The sequence below is a fragment of the Nocardia sp. BMG111209 genome, from assembly GCF_000381925.1.
Taxonomy (GTDB): Bacteria; Actinomycetota; Actinomycetes; order Mycobacteriales; family Mycobacteriaceae; genus Nocardia.
This window is the reverse complement of sequence record NZ_KB907308.1, coordinates 1,053,848-1,074,719: the sequence shown is the minus strand read 5'-3', so window position 1 is coordinate 1,074,719 and position 20,872 is coordinate 1,053,848. Positions and strand designations below refer to the sequence as shown.

Here is a 20,872-nt window from a genome sequence, read left to right as displayed (position 1 = left end):
GTCATTTCCTTTCACCGTGCAGGGATTTCGGACGAGCAACTCGGGGCTTCCGGGCGATCTCGCCCGCTGCCAGGCCATGCCCGACGACCGCCGGACTCTGTTGCAGCGCCAGATATTTCGCGGCCATCACCTGGGCGTAGGCAGCTTCACCCTGGAGGGCGTGATGTTGCCGCACGAGGCGAGCCTTTTCGAGGGCACGCTCGGCCATCACGAACGGCCATGAGCGGGCCAGTTTGGTATGGGCGCGTACTTCCCGCCGATAGTCCTGCCGGGCAACGTCAATTTTGTCCGCGACGGCATCGGCGTAACGGAAGCTGTTGATCCAACTGCCCAACGCGATACCAGCAGCCAGGGCGCCGAAGACGAATCCCGACGTCTGCCCCTCGATGGTCGCTCGCAGAGCGAAGATGCCCACCGCCACGAACAGGGCGATCAGGGCAGCGATGGCCGACGTCACCAGCACGTACTTTCGTCCCGCCAGCGGCCCGAGCAGTAGTGCCCGATATGGCTCAAGCTCATCTGACAGCGCGTCGTCGTCCTTGCGCCGTTCGTGGGCCTGCTTGAGGTACTTGAACTCGCTGCCGACCATCCCTGCTAGGACCGTCGCCATGCTGGCCGACGTTGCTTGCATCACGGCCAGGGCCGGGACCTCGCCGTACGCGATGCCCGCGCCGCCCAGCCCGGCGATATCTCCGAGGAGGAGCAGTACGAGACCGACGAAGTACCCCCAGCGAGATCCGCTCTTGCGCTTCGCGAATGGTCCCAGTGCTGCCGCCAACTGGATATAGCGATCCCGCGCGGTCGTGACGAGCGGCCAGTTCGCGTCGATCACTTCGTAGCTCGACTGCCGGGCAAGCTCCAGTCCCGCCGCGGTGGACGCGGGCTTGGTGACTGCCTGTTCGCCGATGGCCGTGTGAGCGCGGAGCTGCTCGATCCCGAGTTCGTCAAACTCCTTTTCGACATAGAACTCCGACACGTCGGGTGGCCGCGAAACTGCCGCCGCCTCACTGACCGGAAGCATCTGAGCCTGTTTGGCCCTCGCCTCCAGCAAGGCCCAACTGTCCAATCCGGCAAACCGCTTCAGACGTTCGCCCAACGAAATGCGCTGCATCGTCATCGCCCCGCCCCGTCCGTGACCACAGTGCAGCGGGCCGCACCGGTCGCGGTGCAGAGCTTGCTGTAGAACGCTTTCAGCGCGTCGACATAGACCGTCGACGGAGCTTGCCCAATCGTCTTGCCGATATCCGTCACCCGGACATCAGCACCTGTCAGATTCGGCACGGCAACCTGTTCGGCCAATCGTTCGGCACGGGCGGGAGTCAAGGCAGGATCGGCCAACGAGATCTGGCTTGTCGCCTGAATGCCGTCCGTCGTGATGACGACGTGCAGGTCGTAGCGCGACGCGTCCGGATCGAGCTGCCGCTTGTATTCGCCGCTCAGACCGAGCTGCGCGCTGATATCTGTGCTATCCGCGGGCAATTTGGCGCTCGCGATCGGCAAGTTCTTGTTGACCTCGGCCATCACTGAGTCCGTCATAGCCGGCTCGCGCCGCAGCCGGGCGTTCTGTGTCGCGCCCGGCAAGTGCATGTCGCCGTCGTAGACCGCCGCGGTCGCGGCCGAACTTCCTGAGAAGGCGTCGATCCGTGCACGACCGCCGCAGATCAGGGCATAGCGCACCAGCTGGCGAACAGGGTCGAGGCGGCCTACCTCGCCCGCTACCGCCCGCCGACTGCCGCTGACATCGATGGCAGCTCGGGCGGCAATCTGGCGGCCGGCTGGGCAGGACGCGGCGATCTGCTTGGACTCCGAAAGGTCATGGGGCGCATTGCCGGACGAGCAGCTGACCGCTGCGCTGACGAGCACGACGGTCGCCAGACTGAGCAGAATGCCGCGAGCGGTGGACGACAACCTGGGCCAGGCTGGCAGGAAGTGGGTTGTAGATATCACTGGAATGCTCCTGTCTGAATGTGAATCTTGGGAATCCGATGTTGAATCGGGTGGAGGAGGCGCGGTTTCGGGAGGTTGCCTACTACCGTGGCCGCTGGTTTACCCGGGAGATGGCAGTGCCCAGGCTGTGGTGAATGGTTCCACTTTGGGGTTCCTCAGTTTCCGTAATTGGTGTTCTCTGCGGTGAGCAAGGCTTGAACTCACACGAACAGCGTGAACAAGAAAACCGCCATCGACCAGGGCCGATGACGGTTTTGTATGGGTTGTGCAGGAGTTTTGTAGGGGTTCGGGAGGGCCTACGTAGGGTTTCCGTCGGGGCCGAGCGGCGGATTGACGGGCGGTTGTGATGACGGCGGCGATTGCCGCTCATCGTCGTCTTGGTCGCCTTCAAGCTCGACTAGGTAGGGAATGAGTTTTTCCTCTTTCATACCGGCGAGATAGTCAACATCGGTGTAATCGAAACCGCCGCCGATGTCACGGGGTTCCGGTTCGGTTTTCATGGCCTCGAATATCTCTGTTTCGATTTCTGGGTAACGTTCTGCCAGGTGGGTTAAGAGATAGTCCAGGCCGTTACCCACATGTTTGAGTTCAAGATGTGCAGCAGCGAGCGAATCGGCCGCCGCAGTGCGCTTGATCTGGCGATGAAGATTGAGCGCAAAATCACCTAAGGTGAATTCTCGAATATCTTTCTCGGGCTTATACCTCGGGATACGATTAGTATCCGGAAATGGCTCCGGCTCATACTCTGATGGATTTGCAGGGAATTGTTCACTCATGTTTTGTCTTCATATTTACACGCTCACGCCATTCCGTCAATAGCGTCGCGTGCCGATAAGGTTCTAATCAGCGACGCCAGGAGGCTTTGCCTGGTAACATGTGCAGCCGTGGAAGAGCTTCAGGTCGCACTATCTAAGCAGCTCAATAATGTGCGCAATAATGGATTGGCTGCGCTTGATGACCCCACTCGCAAAGATCTTGACACGACGCTGCTAGAGCAGGCTGCCGCAACTGTCCCCGGCTATGAGCCGACGATGACCAGAGCCAGCGCAGTAACGCACCTGCTTGAGTACGAAATTCCTCGAATAAGGGTTCCGGGTCATGGCAAATGGCTTTTGATTTTGTTTGGACTCCGGGACGACGTGGCCGATTTGCCCACTAAGCAGCTTCGGATTGTCGCGGCAAGAACTGCGGGCTACGAACCTGACGCATTCAAACGTCCCGGTGGCCCGGAAGATAAAGCGCTTCTATCGCTCGCCGCTGTGATCCTGGCTGACTGTTTCTCGTCTCCCGAATCAGTACATGAGGAACAACCAGCAGCCGAAATTCCAGCGACATTGGCAACCGCTTGGTGCGCGCCGACAATCAATGATCCCGAACTTATGCGCGCCGTTTCCGACCTCGCCGCACAAGTCAGCGACCAATGGTCGAAGGAAGAGCGTATTCGGCAGATTAGCGATCCGTTTCCGATACCAATCAGATGGACAAACGGCCCATCGGTTTTAACGGACCATTGGCAAATTATTCGCGGTGACCTTAATCGTGACGACGCAATCGACCTCACAAACAGCCTCCCTAACGTCAGGGCGATGTTTGAGTCGATCCCCTCAGGGCGGCTCGTCATCTTAGGAAGCGGAGGGATGGGCAAGACGAGTCTTTTGCTGCGGCTTGTCATTGACTTTATCGCGCACCACGATCCTTTGAACGCTGTCCCGGTTATTTTCTCGATTGCCTCTTGGAATCCGACGCAAAATTCACTGCGGGATTGGCTGCGGTCTCGGCTCGAATTCGACTACCCAGCGCTTCGGAAAATGAATCGCGATGGTCAATCACTAGCCGCACAGTTACTACGTCACCGACTCCTGATCCCCGTACTTGATGGGTTCGATGAGATGACACCGGCTCTGCGTCCTGATGCAATTCGAGCCTTGAATTCCTCATTGAGTCCTGGTGACCCACTTATACTGACGAGTCGGCCGTACGAGTACGGAGGTGCGGTTGAGCAGAGTGACGTCATTACTGGTGCTGCGACAATTTTCCTCAGCCATCTAGAGCTGGATGATTTAGCGGCTTACCTGCCACTGACCGCGCGCCCGGATTATCGGCGCGAAGATTCCGGGACAAAGTGGAGTTCGGTCTTACGTCAGCTCAAAAATGATTCGGATAGCGATCAAGCCACGCGCCTTTTAGCTGTGCTTTCAACACCGCTTATGGTGTCGCTAGCACGCAGAATCTACAGCGATACGTCAGCTGATCCAATTGAGCTGATGGACTCTAATATGTATAGCACTCAGGCCACCTTGGAGCGGCATCTGCTTAGCCGGTTTGTTGATGTGGCTTATGATGATCTGCCGGTCGAGCAGTTGGATCATTCCCGATATCGGTCGACCAAATGGGACGCAAACCGGGCGCGTAGTTGGCTGGAATCCTTGGCATTTAGAATGTATATGTATCAGGAAGGGCCGCTGTTTGCATGGTGGCAGCATGCAGCTCTCTCCGCTGTACCATTCATAATCGGTTTTATTTCCCTGTTGATTACTCTAGATCATGCCAGGCATGGTATGCACCCATGGTATGCGGCCTTGATCGTGGGGGCTGGTTCGGGGCTTCTTATGATAAACCCTTGGCGTTCCTTTCGTGATGAAGGTGAGCCCAGCTCGTATAGCAAGAGCCGTGGAGGGCGTCATATAGCTCGCGTCGTCGGTGCATGGCGAACGGAATTGAATGCTTCTTGGCCTAATATAGTTGCAAACTTTATTCCTCTGCTCGGGATGTCTCTCGTCTTGGTGAGCGTGATAATCAACTTGCATACACCATGGTATGTGTGGTTCACGATCCCAACCGTATTCGTGGCGTTCTTTGCCATGCAGATTGTCGAAGAGTTGGTAAGTGGCCGAGTCGATACCGTGAGAGCGATAAGTCCGTCAGCAATATTGGTGGCCGCACGAAGGAAGGCTGTCATTGATGCGGCTCTAACGGGACTGATTGCCGCGGCGGCAGCGTACGGAGTACTTCTGAGCTTCATAGATGGAAGAGCGCCGAGCTTCATAGTGTGGTATGAAGCCTGTGGTTTGTTCGCAGCGGGGTGGGGAGTCGGCTATGTCATTAGCTCTCACTGGGGCCGCTGGATCTATCGACGGATGCTTTGGGCGTTAACGGGATCGGCTCCCTGGCGCTTCATGCGCTTCTTGGACGATGCCCACCGCCGTGGGATACTGCGCCAAACGGGTAGCGTTTATGAATTTAGACATGTGCTGCTGTGCCAGTTTCTCGCTGTTTCCGGTCAAGGTCGGGCGAGAATCTTGCCACCAGGGCGATATATCGACCTCCAAGCGCGCATAGACTTAGCGGTCGATCGGTTTCGATGGGGCGAATACGAATTAGCCTTGGAAGAACTCGATGTGCTTGCGTCGAGTCGTGGTTTCTTGAATAGAAGAGGCAAAGCGAAACTGCGCACTCTGATCGAAGAGCTAGGCTCGTCGATCGAATCTCCCTCCATCGCCCTGGAGTCGTAGAAGTAGCCCTTCTCGGGCAGTGCTTCGCCCGGCAGGCTACATGAATCTGCATAATTCCATTCGCTTGGGCAACAGTGAACGGCACGATCGGTACGTGGTGCGCCTTCGGATCACACAGCGCGACAGCCTGATACATGGACGGACCCTCTACTGTCGGGCAACTATTAGGACTGTGCCCAAGTCCCACCCTGGCTTTCGCGCGGCCTACACCAAACCGCCCGCCGACCACTATGCGTCCGGCGTATAGCCCCGCCGCTGCCCGGGGACTAGGCTCGGGTCGCTTTATGGGGAGGACCAGAAATAGCCAGTTCAGCGGGGACAATCGAATGGAAGGATCTCTGTTTCAGCATGACGACCACCGCACTCGATCAGCAGGCAAAGCCGCAGCGGCACAAGGTGACCGGGGATGTACATCTCGTGCTTCGCCGCGGTGACCAGGTGCTCTACGGTCAGCGCCAGAACACCGGTTTCGAAGATGGTGCATGGCATCTGCCCTCGGGCCACCTGGAGGCCGGCGAATCTGTCATCGCCGCCCTGATCCGCGAAGCCGACGAAGAGATCGGGGTGACGATCAACCCGGAAGATGTGCACTTCAGCCACATCATGCACAACTCCTCGTCGGGCGGGCGGATGGCCTTCTTCTTCACCGTCACGAACTGGCAGGGCGAGCCGACCAACCGTGAGCCCGAAAAGTGTAGTGCCCTGGACTGGTTCGCAGTGGCGGCGTTGCCCGACCACATGATCGCCTACTGTCGCGAGGCCATGCAGCACATTGCAGACCAGCGCACGTTCTCGACCTTCGGCTGGTAGATGATGAACAGTCCGTCCGGCCCGGTGGTGTGCGTCAGCTACTTGGCGCTGGCGGAACTGTGGACAGTGCCTCGGTTCCCACTGGCCAATCATGGCGCAGAAATCCGAAGCGTTGAGCGGTCGGTGACAGCTGACGGCCCGATGACAGCGGCGGTGCTCGCCTCGATGGGAGCGCCGACCCATCTCATCGCCAACAGCATCGGCGACGACGAGCCCGGCCGGTTCGTCCGGCAGTGGCTCAATCCGCGTCACATGACGATAGATCGTGCGGCAGCGGCAACCGCCACCCCGCGGATTGTTGTGACCGGTGATGACCAACACACGCGCACCTGGTTCGCCCATTTGCCTGGAGTCGTCGCCAGCTTGGAACGGGCTGATCTATCGCCGGTGGCCGATGCGTCGTTCGTCTACCTAGATTGCTATGAGCTGATCGAATCCGCCGTCCTGCGCGTGATCGAGGCCGTCATCGCTGCTGGCGTGCCCCTACTCCTCAACCTCGGCGGTTCCGACCTCTCGCCCGATGTGGCAGCGGCGGTGCGCGGATACGCCGGCCTGCTGGTGCAAACCAACGTCGATGATGCAGCACACGACGACGCCAGCCATCGCTCGATCAGTGCTGGACCAGACGCGAGCAGCCTGGGCGATTGTCACGGCCGGCGCCTACGGCGCTGTGGCACTCAGCCGATCGGAAGTGGTGTCAGTACCAGCTTTCCCGGTGACGGTTCGTCATACCCACTGTGCCGGGGCGGCGTTTTCCGGCGGGCTGCTCTACGGACTCAGGGACGGATGGTCAATGCAGCGCAGTTTGGTTCTTGGATCGGCCAGCGGGGCGCTGCGGTGTGCACGACATCAGAGTGCCCCGCTGCCGACGCTGGCTGAGTTGGAAGCGTTGAGGCCGGGAGGCGGAATCGGCGTCGCGAGTTAGCGCCGTGTCAGCGAACCTTCTCGGCGGTGTGGCCGCTATCGCCGCCTCGTCGTCGTGACTTGTCGCAGAGGTCGGCGCATTGGAAAGTGCGATTGACCCGTGACGGCGTCGACGAGCCGTAGCCCATGATCGGATGGTCGATGTAGCAGACAGGACCACCGCAGTACGAGCAGACCTTCGATCTGTCGATATTCATGTAATGAAGCGTAGCGAGCGACACCGACAGCGAATCGTTCGCGATCTGCCGTCGATGCCGCTCGCCATGGTCAGAAGACGTTCCACTCCTCCAGCCAGCCCGTCACCTCGGCGAACCGTGCTCGGCTCATATGCTTCGCCATGGCCTCCGCTTCCGGCTCGTCCTTGTTCCCGTACTGCCACCACGCCTCGCCGGTCTTGCGGTCCATCACGAGGAAGCGGTCCTTCACCGCCGGACCACGAATCACCAGGCTCACCGTGAAGGGCTCGGCTACCACGGCGTGCACCATGCTGTGGTGCAGGGCGTAGCTCGTGCCGACCGGCTCCTCGCGCGCCTGGAGCACCGGCAGTTTCACCGGGTCGATCTGCTCGTCCACTTCGGCATTGCCGAACAGGAAATGCCGGTACTGTCCGCGCAGGATGCGGCTGGCGTACGACCACCGATGGTTGTGCGGCCGGTCGAAATACCCTGGCAGGAAGATGTGCAACCGGATACGTACGCCGGGGTCGTCGTCGCTGTGGAGCACAATCTTGTCCAGGATGTCGTAGTGCTCGCACATAGCCAGCAGGTCCGGCCACTCGGGTAGTTTGTCCAGCCGTGCGCGCACGATTCGTGGTTCGGCAGCGAGTGCGTTCAGCGCTTCGCGGCAGTTGAGTTCGACATCATCGATGTCGTCCCAGTCGATCCAGCACAAGTTTTCAGCAATACGATCCATTTCGTCCATCAGGTCCTCATTCCTCTGGCTTGGCGCTGGATTTCCACAACCGGCAGACCGGCACGATGTCGTCGTAGGTCGCGCACGAGGCGCTGCCCATCACCATCTCCTCCGCTGGGCAGCCGCCTTGGCAGGCGCTGGCTTTGCAGCCACCGCAGGAACTTTCGGCCAAGACGCTGGTGAACAGATCGAACTCGTTGACGCCGTTGTTGAGCTGTACCTTGCCGTCGACCATCTGGGCGAAGTACAGATCGGTGTCGAACAGGAAGGAACAGACGTAGCAGCGGCCATCCGGGAAGATCGAGATCCGATCCAGGGTCCGGCCGATGCACCCCTGGTAGCCCTCGGCGGCGTAGCGCGCCATTTCGTCGCGACGGGCGTAGGTCGGCTGGTACCACACTCGCGTCTTGTACTGCGGTGCAATCTCATTCAGGCGTTCGCAGAACGTCACCCACTCCAGCGGATTCATCGCCATTTCCGCATTGCCGTGCCCCGTGCCGATGGTGGAGAAGACATGGAACTTCACCAGGCTGACGCCAAGCTCGTCGGCGATATCGAGCAACTGGAGCGCATCGCCTTCGTTCGCCTTGTTGACAGTGCAGATGATCCGAGTATCGAAGCCGCGACCGGTCAGCTCGGTCGTGGTTTCGAGGGCGGTGTCGAAGGTGTTCGCGCCACGGATCGCGTCGTGGCTGATGCTCGTGCCACCATCCAGGCTGACCTGAATGTAGGCGAAGTCATCCGGCGCGAGCTGGCGGAATCGACGCAGGGCAGGCTTCTGGGCGTTCGTTGTGGTGATGACGTGTTCGTAGCCGAGCTTCCGGCTGAGGCGGATCACTTCGCAGTAGTGCGGGTGCAACGTCGGCTCGCCGCCGAGGATGGTGAGTTTGTCGCCGCCCATCCGTCGCCAAGTCGTGAGCGTGTCCACGATCTGCGGCAGCGGCATCTTGAGTGCTCGGTCGAGCCGTTCGCCCATGTAGCAGTGCTCGCAGCGCAGTTGGCAGGCTTCGGTGATGTAGAGATAGACATTCCGGAAGCGGCCGTAGGCGATGCGGTCGATGCGATCCGGTTCGGGGAGGTTGCCGCCGCGTGGCATCCGAGCATGGCCGTAGCCATCGCCCGTCGCTCGCGGGGTGGGCAGATCAACAGTGGTCATAACGAGGCGCTCCGGGAGATAAGTAGCGGGGCAAGCAGGTTCGCCGCCCCGTCGATGGTGTTTGTGGTGTCGAGATGGGTGACGGCGATACCGGAATCAGTGAATCCGGCCCGAATACCTGCTGCCGCCTGGTGGTAGCGCTGCATCCGAGCCTTGAACAGCCGAGGCGAATCACCCCGGCGGGGATGCAGTAGCCCGCGGCAGTGGGCGCACTGCCAGGGGTCTGCATCACTCGGGATCGCCGGCAAACGAGGATCGGAGATCGGATCTCGCTCGCAGCGGTGGCAGACCTTCCGGTTCCGCGAGCGCTGCTTTAACGTCTTGGCGTCGGTCAGGAGTTCGATCGCCTCGACATGACAATTCGGTGCAACTGCCCGTACGGCGGCAAGCAGCTGATCGACCTGGCTCGCCGAGCCCGGGAAGTTATCCAGGAGCACGGTGTGGATGCCGGAATTAGAGGCAGCATCGGCGAAGTACAAGCGCACCGCTTCCATCACAGTGAACTCGTCGATCCATCCCAGCCGTTCGCTGCTGGCGGCGGTCACCGCCAGCACCTCCTTGGATACATGCTCACGCAGGCGAAAGACCCGACGTCCAGGTTCGGATCCGAGTCGAAGCGTGAGGGTGGTTTTTCCAGCGGCTGGCGGGCCAAATATGGGTACTACAAGGGACAATGTCACGGCCTACCCCTTTCCTAGCGGCCAATTCTCGGGACGGGCCAAGGGTGGGTCGAAGGGCCGAAAACGGCCACGACAGAGGCGAATACGGGGTATGTATGAAACGCATAGGCTTTGTTGTCAAGCGCTGGTAGGGTCACCCGACCAAGGCAGAAGGCGACGAAAACCCCCAGGAAACCCGGGAGCGGGCCATCATGACGCGGATACCCCAGATGCAGCGCTACTGCGCCCGTTGCGGGACGAGGCTGAATAACTACAATCACGACTCGTGTTGTGCACCTTGCGAATCCGCGTCCCGCGACCAACGGCAACAACCGCCACTTTTGCCGCCCGCCTTCTGGCTGACCGATCAGATGCGCGATGCCCTTGCTACCTGGCATATAGGGAGGGTCATCTTCGCCTACCGCACGCACCCCTTTCATGGCCGCGCACTGCCGCAGGAACTTGTTGCCAATTGGCTCGGGCTGACGCAGGCGCAGCTCAGCCGGATCGAGAAGGGTCCCGCGCCAGAACAACTGTCGAAGTTGATCCGCTGGGCCGAAGTGCTGGCCGTCCCGCCCGAACATCTGTGGTTCAAGCTGCCTGCGGGTTCCGGCGCTACCCTCGATCATGTGAACCGCCAGGAATTCGTTCGTGCCGCCCTTGGCGTGACGGTGGCGGCAGTGACCCACCAGCCGCTCGCTGAACTGCTTGGAAAGATCGAGCCGACGCCGATCCCGTCGACGGTGGGCCTCGCCGAGATCGAACAGGTGCGAACGGCTGCGCGTGAGTTCAGCTCGTGGGATCACACCTACGGCGGTGGGCTCGTCCGGGAAGCCGTGTCTGCACAACTGCGCTACGCCGTGAATCTGCTTGGTGCTGGTTGCGCGGAGAAACACCGGACAGAGCTGCACAGTGCGGTCGGTTTCCTCGGGCATACAGCAGGCTTCATGGCCTTCGACGCTTACGCCCATGCCGATGCCCGCAGCATGTTCCAGCTCGGCCTCACCTGCGCTGAAGAGGTCGGAGACTGGCATCTCCGCGGCAAGGTGCTGTCCTCGATGGCGCGGCAAGCCATCTGGTGCGGGCATCCCGACGACGGATTGACCTTCATCGAACTGGCGATGGTGCGCGCCGATCGGCTGACCGCAACGGAAAGGGCGATGCTGCACTCAGCGCGGGCGCGGGCGCTCGCCAAGCTCCATCGGACCGAGGAAGCTGTCCGAGCGGTCGGCCAGGCCGACGACGAATTCGCGCACGCCTCGCCGACGAATGACCCACCGTGGATGTCGTACTACGACGCGGCCCAGCACTCGGGCGATACCGGCCATGCCCTGTTCGATGTCGCGCTCGATGGCCGATTTGTAGGCGAAGCCAGGCAGCGCCTAGAGACAGCGGTTGCCGGACATACGGCCACCTTCGTTCGCTCGCGGGCGATTTCCGGGATCAAGCTGGCGTCGCTGACGATGGCCACCGGCGACCCAGTCGAGGCTGCTTCCTTCGGCCAGGCGGCGCTCGTTGATGCTGGCCATGTGCGTTCGCGTCGCGCGGCTGATGATCTGCGTGAGCTTCGTACCCTCGCCGAACCGCACCGTCAGGCCGGAGAAGTTGAAGAACTCGATGCACGAATCGGCAGCGCCTTGGTGGGTGCATGATCGCAGGGGAAACGGACCTGCTTGGGATCGTGCGCGTCGCCGGAACCGCGGCCGGGCTTGATGTCGCAGATGTCCAGCCTTTTCGCCAAAGCGAGAACGCCCTCTTCCGGCTGCCAGGGCACATCATCGCTCGCGTCAGCCGACCAGGCCAGTACGTTGCCGCGCAGCGTGAGGTGAACGTTGCTCGTTGGCTGGAAGCATCGGGTATCGCGGCCGTACAGGTTGTGCCGGACGTCGATCAGCCGGTAGTGATCGACGGTCTGGCGGTGACCTTCTGGCGAGAGCTGCCGCCGCATCAGCACGGCACGCCTGTTCAGGTGGCCGCGGTGCTGAAGCAACTGCATCACCTGCCGCCGCCGGTGGATTTCGATCTCGGTCAGGTGGCGCCCTTCGTACGACTGGAGGAGCGCATCGCGGCGGCGTCGATCCTGAGCGATCAGGATAGGTCGTGGTTCCGCGGGCATTTGACTGAACTCCAGCAACGATGGGCGGAACTTCCGGCCGGGCTGCCCTGGTGCGTCATCCACGGCGATGCCTGGGTGGGCAACGTCTTCGCGGCCGACGATGGCACGGTGCGCCTACTCGATCTGGAGAGGACATCTTTCGGGCCACCCGAATGGGATCTGGTGCACACGGCGATAAAGTGGCGGTCCTTCGGCTGGATCACTGAGGAGCAGTACGCCGAGTTCTGCGAGGTCTACGGGCATGACGTCACGACGTGGGCGGGGTTCGAGCTGCTTCGCGACATCCGGGAGTTTCGGATGACGACGATGGCAGTCCAGGCAGCGTCAGCGAATCCAGCTCGGGAAGAGCAGGCGCTGCACCGACTCGCCTGCATCCGTGGTGAGCGGGGACCGCGGCCGTGGACTGGGTGGAAAGCGCTGGAGTGAGCAAATCTTTATCGACAGAAGTGCGGCTTCATCAAATACTGGCCGTACCTCTCGGCGGCCTCAGCTATTACTTGATCGACGGTCCTGCCGCGCAACTTGACGGCGTCGAGCCACGGTTCGTCGTGTGTATGTAGCCACGCCGTCCCGATTTCTGGAATGTAGTGAGCGAGTGCGCCCACGGTGGGCGGCTGGCCGGGAATATTGATACAGACATGCTCAGTCGGGTCGCCGCCGGGCGGAAGGTTTTCGCGCAACTCCACGATTCCTGGCTCAGGTCGATAAACCGATATCTCAGTAAGCCACGGGGCTACGAATATTGGATCAGAGTGGAACCGAAAAGGCTGATTTTTGTTTCCGGATACGCGGGACATGTAGCCACCAACGGTCGGAATGTCATTGCTCGCGACAAGAGTCATCATCGAAAAAGTCAGCGTAACTTCTTCGGGCGCTTCGGGAGGTGATGGCAGTAGCGGACGTAATCCCTGAAAGTATCTATAAGCGTCACGGTCTCCTACCCAGGATCTTCTAATGTGTGTCCGATCTTCGATGCTACCATTTGCGATCTTCCACAGCCGTGGTTTTGGGATTCGAGTGGCAACCACGAATGACTTTGAGATCAATGAACTAATCTCGTTAGTTTCGCGTATGTAGGCGGCGAGGTCCTCTAAGACCTCCTCAATTGATCGACCCCGCAACTTGGCTGCCCGTTTTATAGCTGTCTCGGGTGTGTCGCCAGCGAATCCGATGACAGTATCATCATCAAGCAGGACAATTTTTTGTCCGGGATTTTCGTAGGCTCGATCCGTGAAGCGATCATCATTCGAATTGGTGATCTTGGTGTCGGCAACGATCGAAATCTGAGCCTCATCCACGTCGGTTATCCCCGCAACCACGAGTGTCATTCGGTCATCCTAGCGCTGCCGTGCGTGAAACACGAATGCCGCAATGAGGTGATAGTAGCGATTCGACTACACGTCCTCGACAATGAAGCGGGCGCGCTCGAAGAGTTCATCAAAAGTAATTATCTCGACGTCGTGTATCGCATTTCTGAAAAGTTCGAAGGATGATGTTTTCTCAGGATTTATTCTTCCCGCAGCCGAAAGCTCCGTTAGGTTTCCGATAACGACTACCTGTTTTGCTCTGATTGATGACACCTGGATGTCTGTCGGAGTTCCATCGTCATCGTAAAACTGGTGGATATTTGCGTTCATCAGACGCAGCGCCTTGGCAACGGTCTTTTGCACTTGAGCTACAGCTCCTGCAAGCTCTTTCGAGGCTGGGTAGACACCTGAGCGATAGGCTTCGCCTTCTACCAAATCAGTGGTATGCGTTTTTATCTCACAGAATACTAGGCTACTGATAAACCCCTTCGACCGCATGACAGCATCGCTACGCTTCCCAGCGCCAGTAAATATATTTTGTCCTGCGGTGATCTGTTCAAGTTTCGCATCGCCGTCAAGCCGCTCACACGCCACGAGGGAGAGCCCATATCCAAAGATCCATGAGTTTTGTTCAAAAAAGTTCTGCCAAACTGCTTCGATGCCGGGAAGCTTCCTATCGGGCTTCTGGAGTTCTTTGCGTTCACGTTCAAAATATGTCGGATCGTTTAACAGGAGATCGAATCTATCAATCTGCCTTTTTCTGTTGGTCATGATATTAATGTCTGCCTGAGTCAACGGTGAATCCCCGATGAAGGCTTGCACTGCATGTAGGACAGTTTCACGATCTTGGCCCTGAAGCTGCTCGGCAAGCTTCGCGCTATCCGTGTTAATCACCCGGAAACTGTTATCAGGCATTGTGACGCCTTTGAATGCCTGAACGAAGTCAATAAGACGCCAAAATTGCTCGTAGCAGCTGTCAGTGTCTACGGTTGCTTTGATGATGGTTGTAATTTCGTCGGCGGACGCGACGTGTTCGAAAGCCTTCTTTCCTCTCTTGGAGGTATCCCTCTTCCAGAGTCGCAGGCGCGGCGAATATTCGTCGCCCTTTTTGATCAGCGTTATTTGACAAAGCGTGCTTACCTGCGGTCGTTTCTCAAGTACAAAGTCGGTGACGAGATGGTTGGCCTTGGTATCGAAGAAGTAATGAAGCCCCGACGGATGTCCGCTGTCGCGTATCTCTAATTTAGAGAAATCACCACTTTGCATGTCGAACTCAGTTTTATCCGGCAAGTATGACTTCGCCCATGCCATATTTTGGTTCCTCCCGAAGCCTAATTATATATAGAACAATTGTTTTGTCGATCAGTGTCGAGAAACCCGCTTGTCGATTGGCGCGTTGAAGGAAGAGTCTACGCTCGCGCTCGTCCACCTTTTGGCCTGATCGTCACCCCGGCTTCACGCAGCACCTTCGCAACCGTCCGTTTCGCCATGCGATGCTCCACCTTCAGCTGCACCATCGAAGCGCCAGCCTCGTACTTGGCGATGATCTCTGTGCGTTCGTGCTGCCCCAACTGCTTCTTCTGGCCGCCTGATGTCCGTGCCCGTGACGGCCGCGACTGGCGCGGTCCGCTTTTCTCGATGCGTTCCTGCACCTCAGAGAGATGCTGCAAGATGTCGGTCCGGTTCGAGTAAGTTCCCGCCATGTCCACTGAGAAGGCCCGGTCCACATGGACCGGGCCTTCGCCGTTTCTGGACCTTCTGCAATGAGCCTCTGGCGCTCCGAGGCCGCAACACGATGCCATTCAAACTGCTCCACCAGATGCTCCAGGACCAGTGCTACGCGGGCTGGATCGATCGTGTCGAGGAGATCGGCCGTGGTGGTTGTGTCTGCGGAGTTGTGCGGAGGGGTGAACCATCGGGCTGTCACCGGGCAGTAGCCGCAGCGGGAGTGCTCGCTGCGCACGTCAGCGCCACAGCCAGCGAGGCAGAATAATGTATATTTTGCGCAGCGCTGGGTGGAGTCTCGGTCCAGCACCTGACTTGACGGCGCGTATGCCACGGCTGCGGCGGATTCAGGCTGCGTCGGTGTGGTGGCTGGTGAACTTCACTCGGGTGTCGTCGGCGTCGAGGGCGATGTTGAGGGTGGCGTCGAGGGCGTCGGCGAGTTTGGCGAGAAGCGGGAGAGTCGGGACGGTGTCGGAGCCTTCGATTCGCGAGATGTCGGCCTGAGTCAAGCCGGCACGTTCCGCGAGGTCTGCCGGGGTGAATCCGAGCTCGGTTCGGCGGTCGTAGACAGCTTTGGCCAGTGCGATGGAGAGCTTGATTTCGCGGCGGGCTTCGGCGGCATCGTCGGATTCGGTGTAACCCTCTGCGAGTTTACGTTCCCGGAGGATCGTCCAGTGTGCGTGGCTCATCGGTCCATTTCCCCTCTATGGATCGGAACAGGTTGTCGTTCAGTGGATTCCGAGATACCTGCCGAGCGCATCGTCGAGTTCGGCCATGGCGTCGCGGGACAGGTTGCCTACCTGATCCTTCAGGTAGTCGGTGTCGATGGTGCGGATCTGGTCGACGAGCAGCCGGGTCTCGCGGCCGTCGATCTCGACGAGTGGCCGGAACACCGAACCGTCCGCTGACGTGGATGCCGGGACGATCGTCACTGTCGACCCGAGCCAATCCGAGGGGCTGACCAATACGCCGAGGCGCCGGCCGCGCTGCTCGTGCCCACGCTTTGCCTCGCCCAGGTCGACCTTGTATGCCGCGCCGCGAATGAGCATCACCAAGCCTCCGGCTCGTCGTTGAGATCCTCGTCGCGCAGTCGTTCGGCGTCGGATTGCGCCTGCTGTAGCCATTCCTGGCGGTCGAGGAGGCGCAAGGCTCGTCGGATTACGTCGGTGGTGTTCTCGTCGTCGTGTCGGGCGCGGTCGATGATGCGCTCGTCGTCGGGGGTGGGGCGGAAGGTGATCGTGGCGGCCATATGACAAGTGTACGACCAATGTAAGACGCTGGTGCGGCCTCGGGCCTGCGGGTCAGTAGTGGTAGCGAGCCTGCGCGATGAGGATGTTGCCTTCGGAGACGGCATAGACCAGACGGTGCTCGTCGTTGATTCGGCGGGACCAGTACCCGGACTTGTCCCCCTTCAATGGTTCGGGCTTGCCCACGCCGTTGAACGGATCGCGTTCGATGTCGTTGATCAGGCGAAGAACTCGGAGTGCCATTTTCCGATCTGTAGTGATCCAATGACCGAGATCTTCGAACGCGACCTTCGCGAAAGTGATCTTCATTCGAGTTCTTCCGCGAGCCGTGCCAGATCCACCTCGACCACCTCGCCGGCTTCGAGTTGGGCGATGCCCTGGGTGAGCCGTGCGGCATTGGCCGGGGAACGCAGTAGGTACAAGGTCTCGCGGAGCGAGTTGTACTCATCTTCGGAGATCAGGACAGCGTTGCCTTTGCGGCTGGTGATGTGGATGGCGACAGCGTCGTCGTTGACCTGTTCGATGAGCGGGTACAAGTTGGCGCGCGCCTCGCTGGCAGACATGCTGGTCATTGGGGGGCTCCTAATCCTGATTCCACACCGATGGTACCGGATTGTGGTACGACAAGGCCACTGCTGCCGGTGTAGCGTCGCTGGTCCGCTGCATGGGCAAGTCGACATCACACCTTGCCGGCGCGTAGGAAGTCGGCGGAGTTGGCCAGGCCGGCGGTTTCGACGGCGCGGGCGGCGGGGAGTAGGACTTCGAGTGCTGTCTCGATGCCCGGGATGCCGTGGTACGCCGTTGCGGCGAGGGTGTCGGTGCGGGATTCGATGTGGGTTCGTAGTGCGCGGCCTGCTTCGGTCGGCTTGCTCGACTCCGTCAGGAGGCCGCGGTCGATCAGGCGGGATTGTGCTGTCGTCCAGTCGGTTTCGCTCCAGCGGCGGAAATCGCGCCACATCTCCGGGGGTGTGCCGGTGTCGGCGGCGAAGAGGACGACGGCCTCGCAGGCGTCCAGGCCTTCGGTGAGCAGGGTGGCGAAATGGCCGTCGCCGCGGTGCTCGCGGAGGGTGGTCACGGCTTGCCAGAGGGCTTCTTCCGGTCGGTCGGCGGGTGGGAGGTCGCGGTTGGCGGCGAAGAGGGTGCGGCCGGATACGGGGGCGGCGGCTATTGCCGCGGTCAGGGCGGGTAGTGCTTTTGGCGCGGCGTCGGTGAGGTCGGGGGACAGGGTGCGCAGGACGTTCGCGGCCGCGGTGCGGCGGGTGTCCAGAATGGTTGTGGGAGTGGCGAAGGTCCAGGCGTCGGGGATCGCGCGGCGGACCATCTCGGGGTGGAAGTTGTAGAAGACGGCCTCCACGACGCTGGGGCCGACCGGGCCGAGTGGGGCCGCTCGGCCGGCGAAGTAGCCCATCCAGTAACCGCGCAGGCCCGTTGCTTTGAACGCCGCTATGCATTCGGGGGCGAAGTAGGTGACTCCGTGCAGCGGTTCGAGAACTCGCCACATGGCTCGGGCGAAAGCAGCGTTCATGGGATCGACGATACGACCGGGCATTCCGGCGGGGATGCCGGGAGCTTCTCACCGTCTTCACACGATATCGGCGCCGATTCGGTAATGGGGCGGTCGTAGCGTCGGTGCCGGTACCTCGGGTCCGGGGTTCCCGCGTCGCGCCGAGCGGATACAGTGCCGATTTCGGGTGGCGTGTCCGAAATTTCGACGGTGCCGGGCACCGAGGACGGTAGGAGTACCGGATGATGGGACGGCGTGGGGCGGCGGCGATCCTGGCGGTTGCGGTGGGTGTGGCGGTGGGGTCCGTCGCCGGATGCGCCGGTCGCGTGCACGCGGCCGCGGGGACGACGGTGACCTTCGACTTCGGCGGTCGCCAGCGTGAATACATTGTCCATCCGCCCGCTCATCCGGCCGACGGTCCGCTGCCGGTGGTGCTCGCGTTCCACGGTGGCGGGGGGACCGCGCCGCAGATGGAGCGCGAGACCGGGTTCGATCGGCTTTCCGACGACGCCGGATTCATCGCGGTGTATCCGGCGGGGTACGAGCGGTCGTGGAGCGACAGTCGCGGCGCGGACACCAAGGCGGGGGCCGCCGGGGTCGATGATGTCGGATTCGTGTCGGCGATCATCGATCGTCTGGTGGCCGACAATCACGCCGATCCGGCGCGGATCTTCGCCACCGGGATGTCCAACGGCGCGATCTTCACCGAGGATCTGGGTTGCCGGCTCGGGGGCCGGATCACCGCGATCGCGCCGGTCGCGGGGGAGCTCTCGCAGCCGGCCGCGGCCACATGCCAACCGCCACAGCCGGTTTCGGTGCTCGAGATCCACGGCACCGACGATCCGATCGTGCCCTATGCCGGTGGCCCGGTGCGGATCACCAGTAACGGGCACGGTGGTCCGGGAGCGGTGCCGGTCTCGTCGGTGGCGGACACCCAGCGGCAATGGTTGTCCGTGGACGGGTGCACCGCGCCTGCCGCGGTCGATACGCTGCCGGACACCGCGCACGACGGTACGACCGTCACGGTGTCCGTGACCGGCGGCTGCCGGGACGGAAGCCAGGTCCAGCTCTACTCGGTGGCCGGCGGCGGGCACACCTGGCCCGATGGGACGCAGTATCTTCCGCAGGCGATCGTCGGCAAGGTCACCCGGCAGTTCGGCGCCTCGGCGGTGATCTGGCAGTTTTTCAGCACACTGCACCGGTGAGCATCGGCCCGGCGAACAGTGTGTTCGTACGTGCTGGGCACAATGTGTCGAGTGGGTGTGGATCTGGAGATCATGCGACTGCTGGCCCGGCACCGGAACCCGGTGGCAACCACGGTGGCGCGATGGGCGATGAACGTCGGGACCAACGACCGCACGCTGGTGCTCGCGGTGCTGGTGTTGCTGGTGGTCGCGGTGGTGGTGCGCCGGTGGCGGCGCGGGGTGCTGACCGTGGTCGGTTCGGTGGTGCTGGCAGAGGTGGTGGCGAGGGTGCTCAAGCATCTGATCGGCCGGCCGAGACCGCCGCGGGAGGTGTCGCTGGTGTTCGTGCACTCCTCCGCGATGCCGTCCACGGTGGCGGCGATGACGGCGGCCGGGGCGGTCGCGCTGTACGCGGTGGTGCCCTGGCCGATCAATCGGCGCTGGGTGGGATGGCTGCTCGTACTCGCCGCCGTCTGGGTCGGGATCGCGATGGTCTATCTCGGTGCGCATTGGCCCAGTGATGTCCTGGCGGGGTGGTGCGTCGGGCTAATCGCGGGGGGTCTGGTGGTCCGATTGTCGCGCAGGTCGGCCCGCCCGGCGCCGAAACCTGTCCAGCGCTAGCCTTTTCGCTGGGCACGCGGAAGCTCCGTGCCGGTTCCGGTGTCGCGGTGCGCGATCCGCGATCGAGTGGCCGAGCGACGGCGGGCGGAAAAGTGCCGGGTGCAAACCGGGGATCCTGGGTATGACCCGGATATGTTCGCCATCATCGCTTCTGTTCTGTTCGTCATCGCGCTGCTGCTCAATATCGGTGGGGGCTCGTCGGGTACCACCATCGAGGGGTTCGTCATCGCCGGGTTCATCGGTATATCCCTGCACTTGGCGGGATTGAGTGCCCGGATTCCCACTCGCAGTCAGTGGCGGTCCCGGGGCGGGTTCCGTCGTCGCCGTCGCGTCTGATCCGTGAAAGCCGCGGGGCGGGAACGAGTTCAGGCTCGCGCGGTGGACTTCGCGGCCAGGTTCGCCAGCAGTTGCAGGGCTGTGGCGCTGGGTGAGCCGGGGTCGACCGTGTGGGCGATCACGGCCTGGTCGGGATCGCCGGGGAGGCGCAGGGTTTCGAAGTTCAGTTCGATCCGGCCCACCAGGGGGTGGAGGTAGGCGTAGCGGCCGTGGGTTTTCTCCTTCAGGCCGTGCTGCTGCCACCGCGCGCGGAATTCCTCGCTGGCCGTGTGCAATTCGGCGATCAGGGTGGTGATGTCCCGGTCGTTCGGGTGGCGGGTGGCCTCCAGGCGGAGATAACCGGTCACGTCGGCCAGTTTGGCCGGCCAGTCCTCGTAGAGGGCTCGCATGCCCTCGTCCAGGAAGATCAGGCGGGCCAGGTTGCGGTGTTCCGCGGGGAGGGCGCCGAAATCGGTGAACAGGGCCGCGGCCAACGGGTTCCACGCCAGGACCTGGGTGCCGCGGCCCAGTACGACGGTCGGCACCTCCGCGGAGTCGACCAGGAGGCGGAGGCCGGGACGGACCCGTTGTTCGGCGGGTTCGTTGTCGGCGCGGGGGCGGGCCAGGCGGTAGAGATGGTCGCGTTCCACGTCGGACAGGCGCAGGGCCCGCGATACCGCGTCGAGGACGGATTCCGAGAAGTGCAGGGTGCGACCCTGTTCCAGGCGGATGTAGTGGTCCACGCTGACGCCTGCCAGCAGGGCGAGTTCCTCGCGGCGCAGGCCGGGGACCCGGCGGCGGGTGCCGTGTTCGATCAGGCCGACCTCGTCGGGACGGAGGCGGGCCCGCCGGGAGCGCAGGAATTCGCCCAATTCGGCTCGCCGGTCCAAGGTCATATCCCCAGTATCGCGGATTCGGTGGCCGCGCCGACTG

General features: G+C 61.5%; 25 protein-coding genes. 8 read left to right on the top strand and 17 right to left on the bottom strand.

The window, feature by feature from the left end; translation table 11 throughout:
- Position 1: 1 nt before the first annotated feature.
- From G361_RS0128610 to G361_RS49765, 3 genes are all read right to left on the bottom strand, one after another.
- On the bottom strand, positions 2–1,117 hold the full coding sequence (locus G361_RS0128610; protein ID WP_019930562.1) for a hypothetical protein: 1,116 nt from the start codon (positions 1,115–1,117) through the stop codon (positions 2–4).
- Positions 1,114–1,908, bottom strand: a complete 795-nt coding sequence (locus tag G361_RS0128605) for a hypothetical protein (RefSeq protein ID WP_155981822.1) — start codon at positions 1,906–1,908, stop codon at positions 1,114–1,116. Before G361_RS0128605 ends, G361_RS0128610 begins: the two co-directional genes overlap by 4 nt.
- Positions 1,909–2,243: 335 nt before the next feature.
- Positions 2,244–2,723, bottom strand: a complete 480-nt coding sequence (locus tag G361_RS49765; RefSeq protein WP_155981821.1) for a hypothetical protein — start codon at positions 2,721–2,723, stop codon at positions 2,244–2,246.
- A 108-nt stretch (positions 2,724–2,831) separates the two neighbouring features.
- Here G361_RS49765 and G361_RS48630 point away from each other — a divergent pair, with 108 nt between their 5' ends.
- From G361_RS48630 to G361_RS51915, 3 genes are all read left to right on the top strand, one after another.
- Complete coding sequence (locus G361_RS48630) at positions 2,832–5,459, top strand: NACHT domain-containing protein (RefSeq protein WP_155981820.1); 2,628 nt, start codon at positions 2,832–2,834, stop codon at positions 5,457–5,459.
- A 348-nt stretch (positions 5,460–5,807) separates the two neighbouring features.
- Entirely contained in the window at positions 5,808–6,269 is a 462-nt protein-coding gene (locus G361_RS0128595) for an NUDIX domain-containing protein (RefSeq protein WP_019930559.1), read from the top strand.
- A 520-nt stretch (positions 6,270–6,789) separates the two neighbouring features.
- Positions 6,790–7,194 (top strand): carbohydrate kinase family protein, encoded by a 405-nt coding sequence (locus G361_RS51915; RefSeq protein WP_369797949.1) that lies wholly within the window; start codon positions 6,790–6,792, stop codon positions 7,192–7,194.
- A 7-nt stretch (positions 7,195–7,201) separates the two neighbouring features.
- Here G361_RS51915 and G361_RS49760 read toward each other — a convergent pair whose 3' ends face one another.
- The 4 genes from G361_RS49760 to G361_RS0128575 all read right to left on the bottom strand — a co-directional run bounded on the left by G361_RS49760 (position 7,202) and on the right by G361_RS0128575 (position 9,941).
- Positions 7,202–7,390: a hypothetical protein gene (locus G361_RS49760; protein ID WP_155981819.1), complete on the bottom strand. Its 189-nt coding sequence runs from the start codon at positions 7,388–7,390 to the stop codon at positions 7,202–7,204.
- 70 nt (positions 7,391–7,460) lie between these two features.
- Positions 7,461–8,114 (bottom strand): hypothetical protein, encoded by a 654-nt coding sequence (locus G361_RS0128585; protein WP_036495567.1) that lies wholly within the window; start codon positions 8,112–8,114, stop codon positions 7,461–7,463.
- Positions 8,115–8,121: 7 nt separating this feature from the next.
- The gene (locus G361_RS0128580; RefSeq protein WP_026343616.1) at positions 8,122–9,261 is read right to left on the bottom strand and encodes a radical SAM protein; all 1,140 of its coding nucleotides are present in this window, start codon (positions 9,259–9,261) and stop codon (positions 8,122–8,124) included.
- Positions 9,258–9,941 carry an AAA family ATPase gene (locus tag G361_RS0128575; protein ID WP_026343615.1) on the bottom strand — a complete coding sequence of 228 codons (684 nt, stop codon included), beginning with the start codon at positions 9,939–9,941 and terminating at the stop codon, positions 9,258–9,260. The genes G361_RS0128580 and G361_RS0128575 overlap by 4 nt, the downstream gene beginning before the upstream one ends.
- Positions 9,942–10,261: 320 nt before the next feature.
- Here G361_RS0128575 and G361_RS45235 point away from each other — a divergent pair, with 320 nt between their 5' ends.
- Complete coding sequence (locus G361_RS45235) at positions 10,262–11,572, top strand: helix-turn-helix domain-containing protein (RefSeq protein ID WP_155981818.1); 1,311 nt, start codon at positions 10,262–10,264, stop codon at positions 11,570–11,572.
- Positions 11,569–12,462, top strand: coding sequence for a phosphotransferase family protein (locus G361_RS0128565; RefSeq protein WP_019930553.1), 894 nt, complete (start codon positions 11,569–11,571; stop codon positions 12,460–12,462). Before G361_RS45235 ends, G361_RS0128565 begins: the two co-directional genes overlap by 4 nt.
- Before the next feature lie 8 nt (positions 12,463–12,470).
- Here G361_RS0128565 and G361_RS49755 read toward each other — a convergent pair whose 3' ends face one another.
- The 9 genes from G361_RS49755 to G361_RS45225 form a co-directional block, all read right to left on the bottom strand.
- Positions 12,471–13,364, bottom strand: coding sequence for a hypothetical protein (locus tag G361_RS49755; RefSeq protein WP_155981817.1), 894 nt, complete (start codon positions 13,362–13,364; stop codon positions 12,471–12,473).
- Positions 13,365–13,430: 66 nt separating this feature from the next.
- Positions 13,431–14,654 carry a Shedu immune nuclease family protein gene (locus G361_RS48620; RefSeq protein ID WP_081635620.1) on the bottom strand — a complete coding sequence of 408 codons (1,224 nt, stop codon included), beginning with the start codon at positions 14,652–14,654 and terminating at the stop codon, positions 13,431–13,433.
- Positions 14,655–14,752: 98 nt separating this feature from the next.
- Positions 14,753–15,070, bottom strand: coding sequence for a helix-turn-helix domain-containing protein (locus G361_RS45230; RefSeq protein ID WP_019930551.1), 318 nt, complete (start codon positions 15,068–15,070; stop codon positions 14,753–14,755).
- Positions 15,071–15,415: 345 nt separating this feature from the next.
- Entirely contained in the window at positions 15,416–15,757 is a 342-nt protein-coding gene (locus G361_RS0128550) for a helix-turn-helix domain-containing protein (protein ID WP_019930550.1), read from the bottom strand.
- A gap of 39 nt (positions 15,758–15,796) precedes the next feature.
- Positions 15,797–16,117 carry a type II toxin-antitoxin system PemK/MazF family toxin gene (locus tag G361_RS0128545; RefSeq protein ID WP_019930549.1) on the bottom strand — a complete coding sequence of 107 codons (321 nt, stop codon included), beginning with the start codon at positions 16,115–16,117 and terminating at the stop codon, positions 15,797–15,799.
- Complete coding sequence (locus tag G361_RS0128540) at positions 16,117–16,317, bottom strand: hypothetical protein (protein ID WP_019930548.1); 201 nt, start codon at positions 16,315–16,317, stop codon at positions 16,117–16,119. Before G361_RS0128540 ends, G361_RS0128545 begins: the two co-directional genes overlap by 1 nt.
- A gap of 52 nt (positions 16,318–16,369) precedes the next feature.
- A complete protein-coding gene (locus tag G361_RS0128535; RefSeq protein WP_019930547.1) occupies positions 16,370–16,624 on the bottom strand; it encodes a Txe/YoeB family addiction module toxin in 255 nt (84 codons plus the stop codon).
- Positions 16,621–16,887 (bottom strand): type II toxin-antitoxin system Phd/YefM family antitoxin, encoded by a 267-nt coding sequence (locus G361_RS0128530; protein WP_019930546.1) that lies wholly within the window; start codon positions 16,885–16,887, stop codon positions 16,621–16,623. Before G361_RS0128530 ends, G361_RS0128535 begins: the two co-directional genes overlap by 4 nt.
- Positions 16,888–16,994: 107 nt before the next feature.
- Positions 16,995–17,840, bottom strand: a complete 846-nt coding sequence (locus G361_RS45225; RefSeq protein WP_063711887.1) for an SCO6745 family protein — start codon at positions 17,838–17,840, stop codon at positions 16,995–16,997.
- A 221-nt stretch (positions 17,841–18,061) separates the two neighbouring features.
- On the opposite strand from G361_RS45225, the gene G361_RS0128520 reads away from it, so the two are divergent.
- The 3 genes from G361_RS0128520 (at position 18,062) to G361_RS0128510 (ending at position 19,960) form a co-directional block, all read left to right on the top strand.
- Positions 18,062–19,024 (top strand): PHB depolymerase family esterase, encoded by a 963-nt coding sequence (locus G361_RS0128520; RefSeq protein WP_019930544.1) that lies wholly within the window; start codon positions 18,062–18,064, stop codon positions 19,022–19,024.
- A gap of 51 nt (positions 19,025–19,075) precedes the next feature.
- Positions 19,076–19,624, top strand: a complete 549-nt coding sequence (locus G361_RS47335) for a phosphatase PAP2 family protein (protein WP_019930543.1) — start codon at positions 19,076–19,078, stop codon at positions 19,622–19,624.
- 132 nt (positions 19,625–19,756) lie between these two features.
- Positions 19,757–19,960 carry a hypothetical protein gene (locus tag G361_RS0128510; protein WP_155981815.1) on the top strand — a complete coding sequence of 68 codons (204 nt, stop codon included), beginning with the start codon at positions 19,757–19,759 and terminating at the stop codon, positions 19,958–19,960.
- Positions 19,961–19,989: 29 nt separating this feature from the next.
- On the opposite strand, the gene G361_RS0128505 is transcribed toward G361_RS0128510, so the two are convergent.
- Positions 19,990–20,835: a helix-turn-helix transcriptional regulator gene (locus G361_RS0128505; protein ID WP_019930541.1), complete on the bottom strand. Its 846-nt coding sequence runs from the start codon at positions 20,833–20,835 to the stop codon at positions 19,990–19,992.
- Between the last annotated feature and the right edge of the window lie 37 nt (positions 20,836–20,872).

Coding starts and splice junctions, on each gene's coding strand:
- G361_RS0128610 (WP_019930562.1), bottom strand. CDS start 1,117: ATGACGATGCAGCGCATTTCGTTGGGCGAACGTCTGAAGCGGTTTGCC.
- G361_RS49765 (WP_155981821.1), bottom strand. CDS start 2,723: ATGAGTGAACAATTCCCTGCAAATCCATCAGAGTATGAGCCGGAGCCA.
- G361_RS0128595 (WP_019930559.1), top strand. CDS start 5,808: ATGACGACCACCGCACTCGATCAGCAGGCAAAGCCGCAGCGGCACAAG.
- G361_RS51915 (WP_369797949.1), top strand. CDS start 6,790: ATGTGGCAGCGGCGGTGCGCGGATACGCCGGCCTGCTGGTGCAAACCA.
- G361_RS49760 (WP_155981819.1), bottom strand. CDS start 7,390: ATGAATATCGACAGATCGAAGGTCTGCTCGTACTGCGGTGGTCCTGTC.
- G361_RS0128585 (WP_036495567.1), bottom strand. CDS start 8,114: ATGGACGAAATGGATCGTATTGCTGAAAACTTGTGCTGGATCGACTGG.
- G361_RS0128580 (WP_026343616.1), bottom strand. CDS start 9,261: ATGACCACTGTTGATCTGCCCACCCCGCGAGCGACGGGCGATGGCTAC.
- G361_RS0128565 (WP_019930553.1), top strand. CDS start 11,569: ATGATCGCAGGGGAAACGGACCTGCTTGGGATCGTGCGCGTCGCCGGA.
- G361_RS49755 (WP_155981817.1), bottom strand. CDS start 13,364: ATGACACTCGTGGTTGCGGGGATAACCGACGTGGATGAGGCTCAGATT.
- G361_RS48620 (WP_081635620.1), bottom strand. CDS start 14,654: ATGGCATGGGCGAAGTCATACTTGCCGGATAAAACTGAGTTCGACATG.
- G361_RS0128550 (WP_019930550.1), bottom strand. CDS start 15,757: ATGAGCCACGCACACTGGACGATCCTCCGGGAACGTAAACTCGCAGAG.
- G361_RS0128545 (WP_019930549.1), bottom strand. CDS start 16,117: ATGCTCATTCGCGGCGCGGCATACAAGGTCGACCTGGGCGAGGCAAAG.
- G361_RS0128540 (WP_019930548.1), bottom strand. CDS start 16,317: ATGGCCGCCACGATCACCTTCCGCCCCACCCCCGACGACGAGCGCATC.
- G361_RS0128535 (WP_019930547.1), bottom strand. CDS start 16,624: ATGAAGATCACTTTCGCGAAGGTCGCGTTCGAAGATCTCGGTCATTGG.
- G361_RS0128530 (WP_019930546.1), bottom strand. CDS start 16,887: ATGACCAGCATGTCTGCCAGCGAGGCGCGCGCCAACTTGTACCCGCTC.
- G361_RS45225 (WP_063711887.1), bottom strand. CDS start 17,840: ATGAACGCTGCTTTCGCCCGAGCCATGTGGCGAGTTCTCGAACCGCTG.
- G361_RS0128520 (WP_019930544.1), top strand. CDS start 18,062: ATGATGGGACGGCGTGGGGCGGCGGCGATCCTGGCGGTTGCGGTGGGT.
- G361_RS0128510 (WP_155981815.1), top strand. CDS start 19,757: ATGTTCGCCATCATCGCTTCTGTTCTGTTCGTCATCGCGCTGCTGCTC.
- G361_RS0128505 (WP_019930541.1), bottom strand. CDS start 20,835: ATGACCTTGGACCGGCGAGCCGAATTGGGCGAATTCCTGCGCTCCCGG.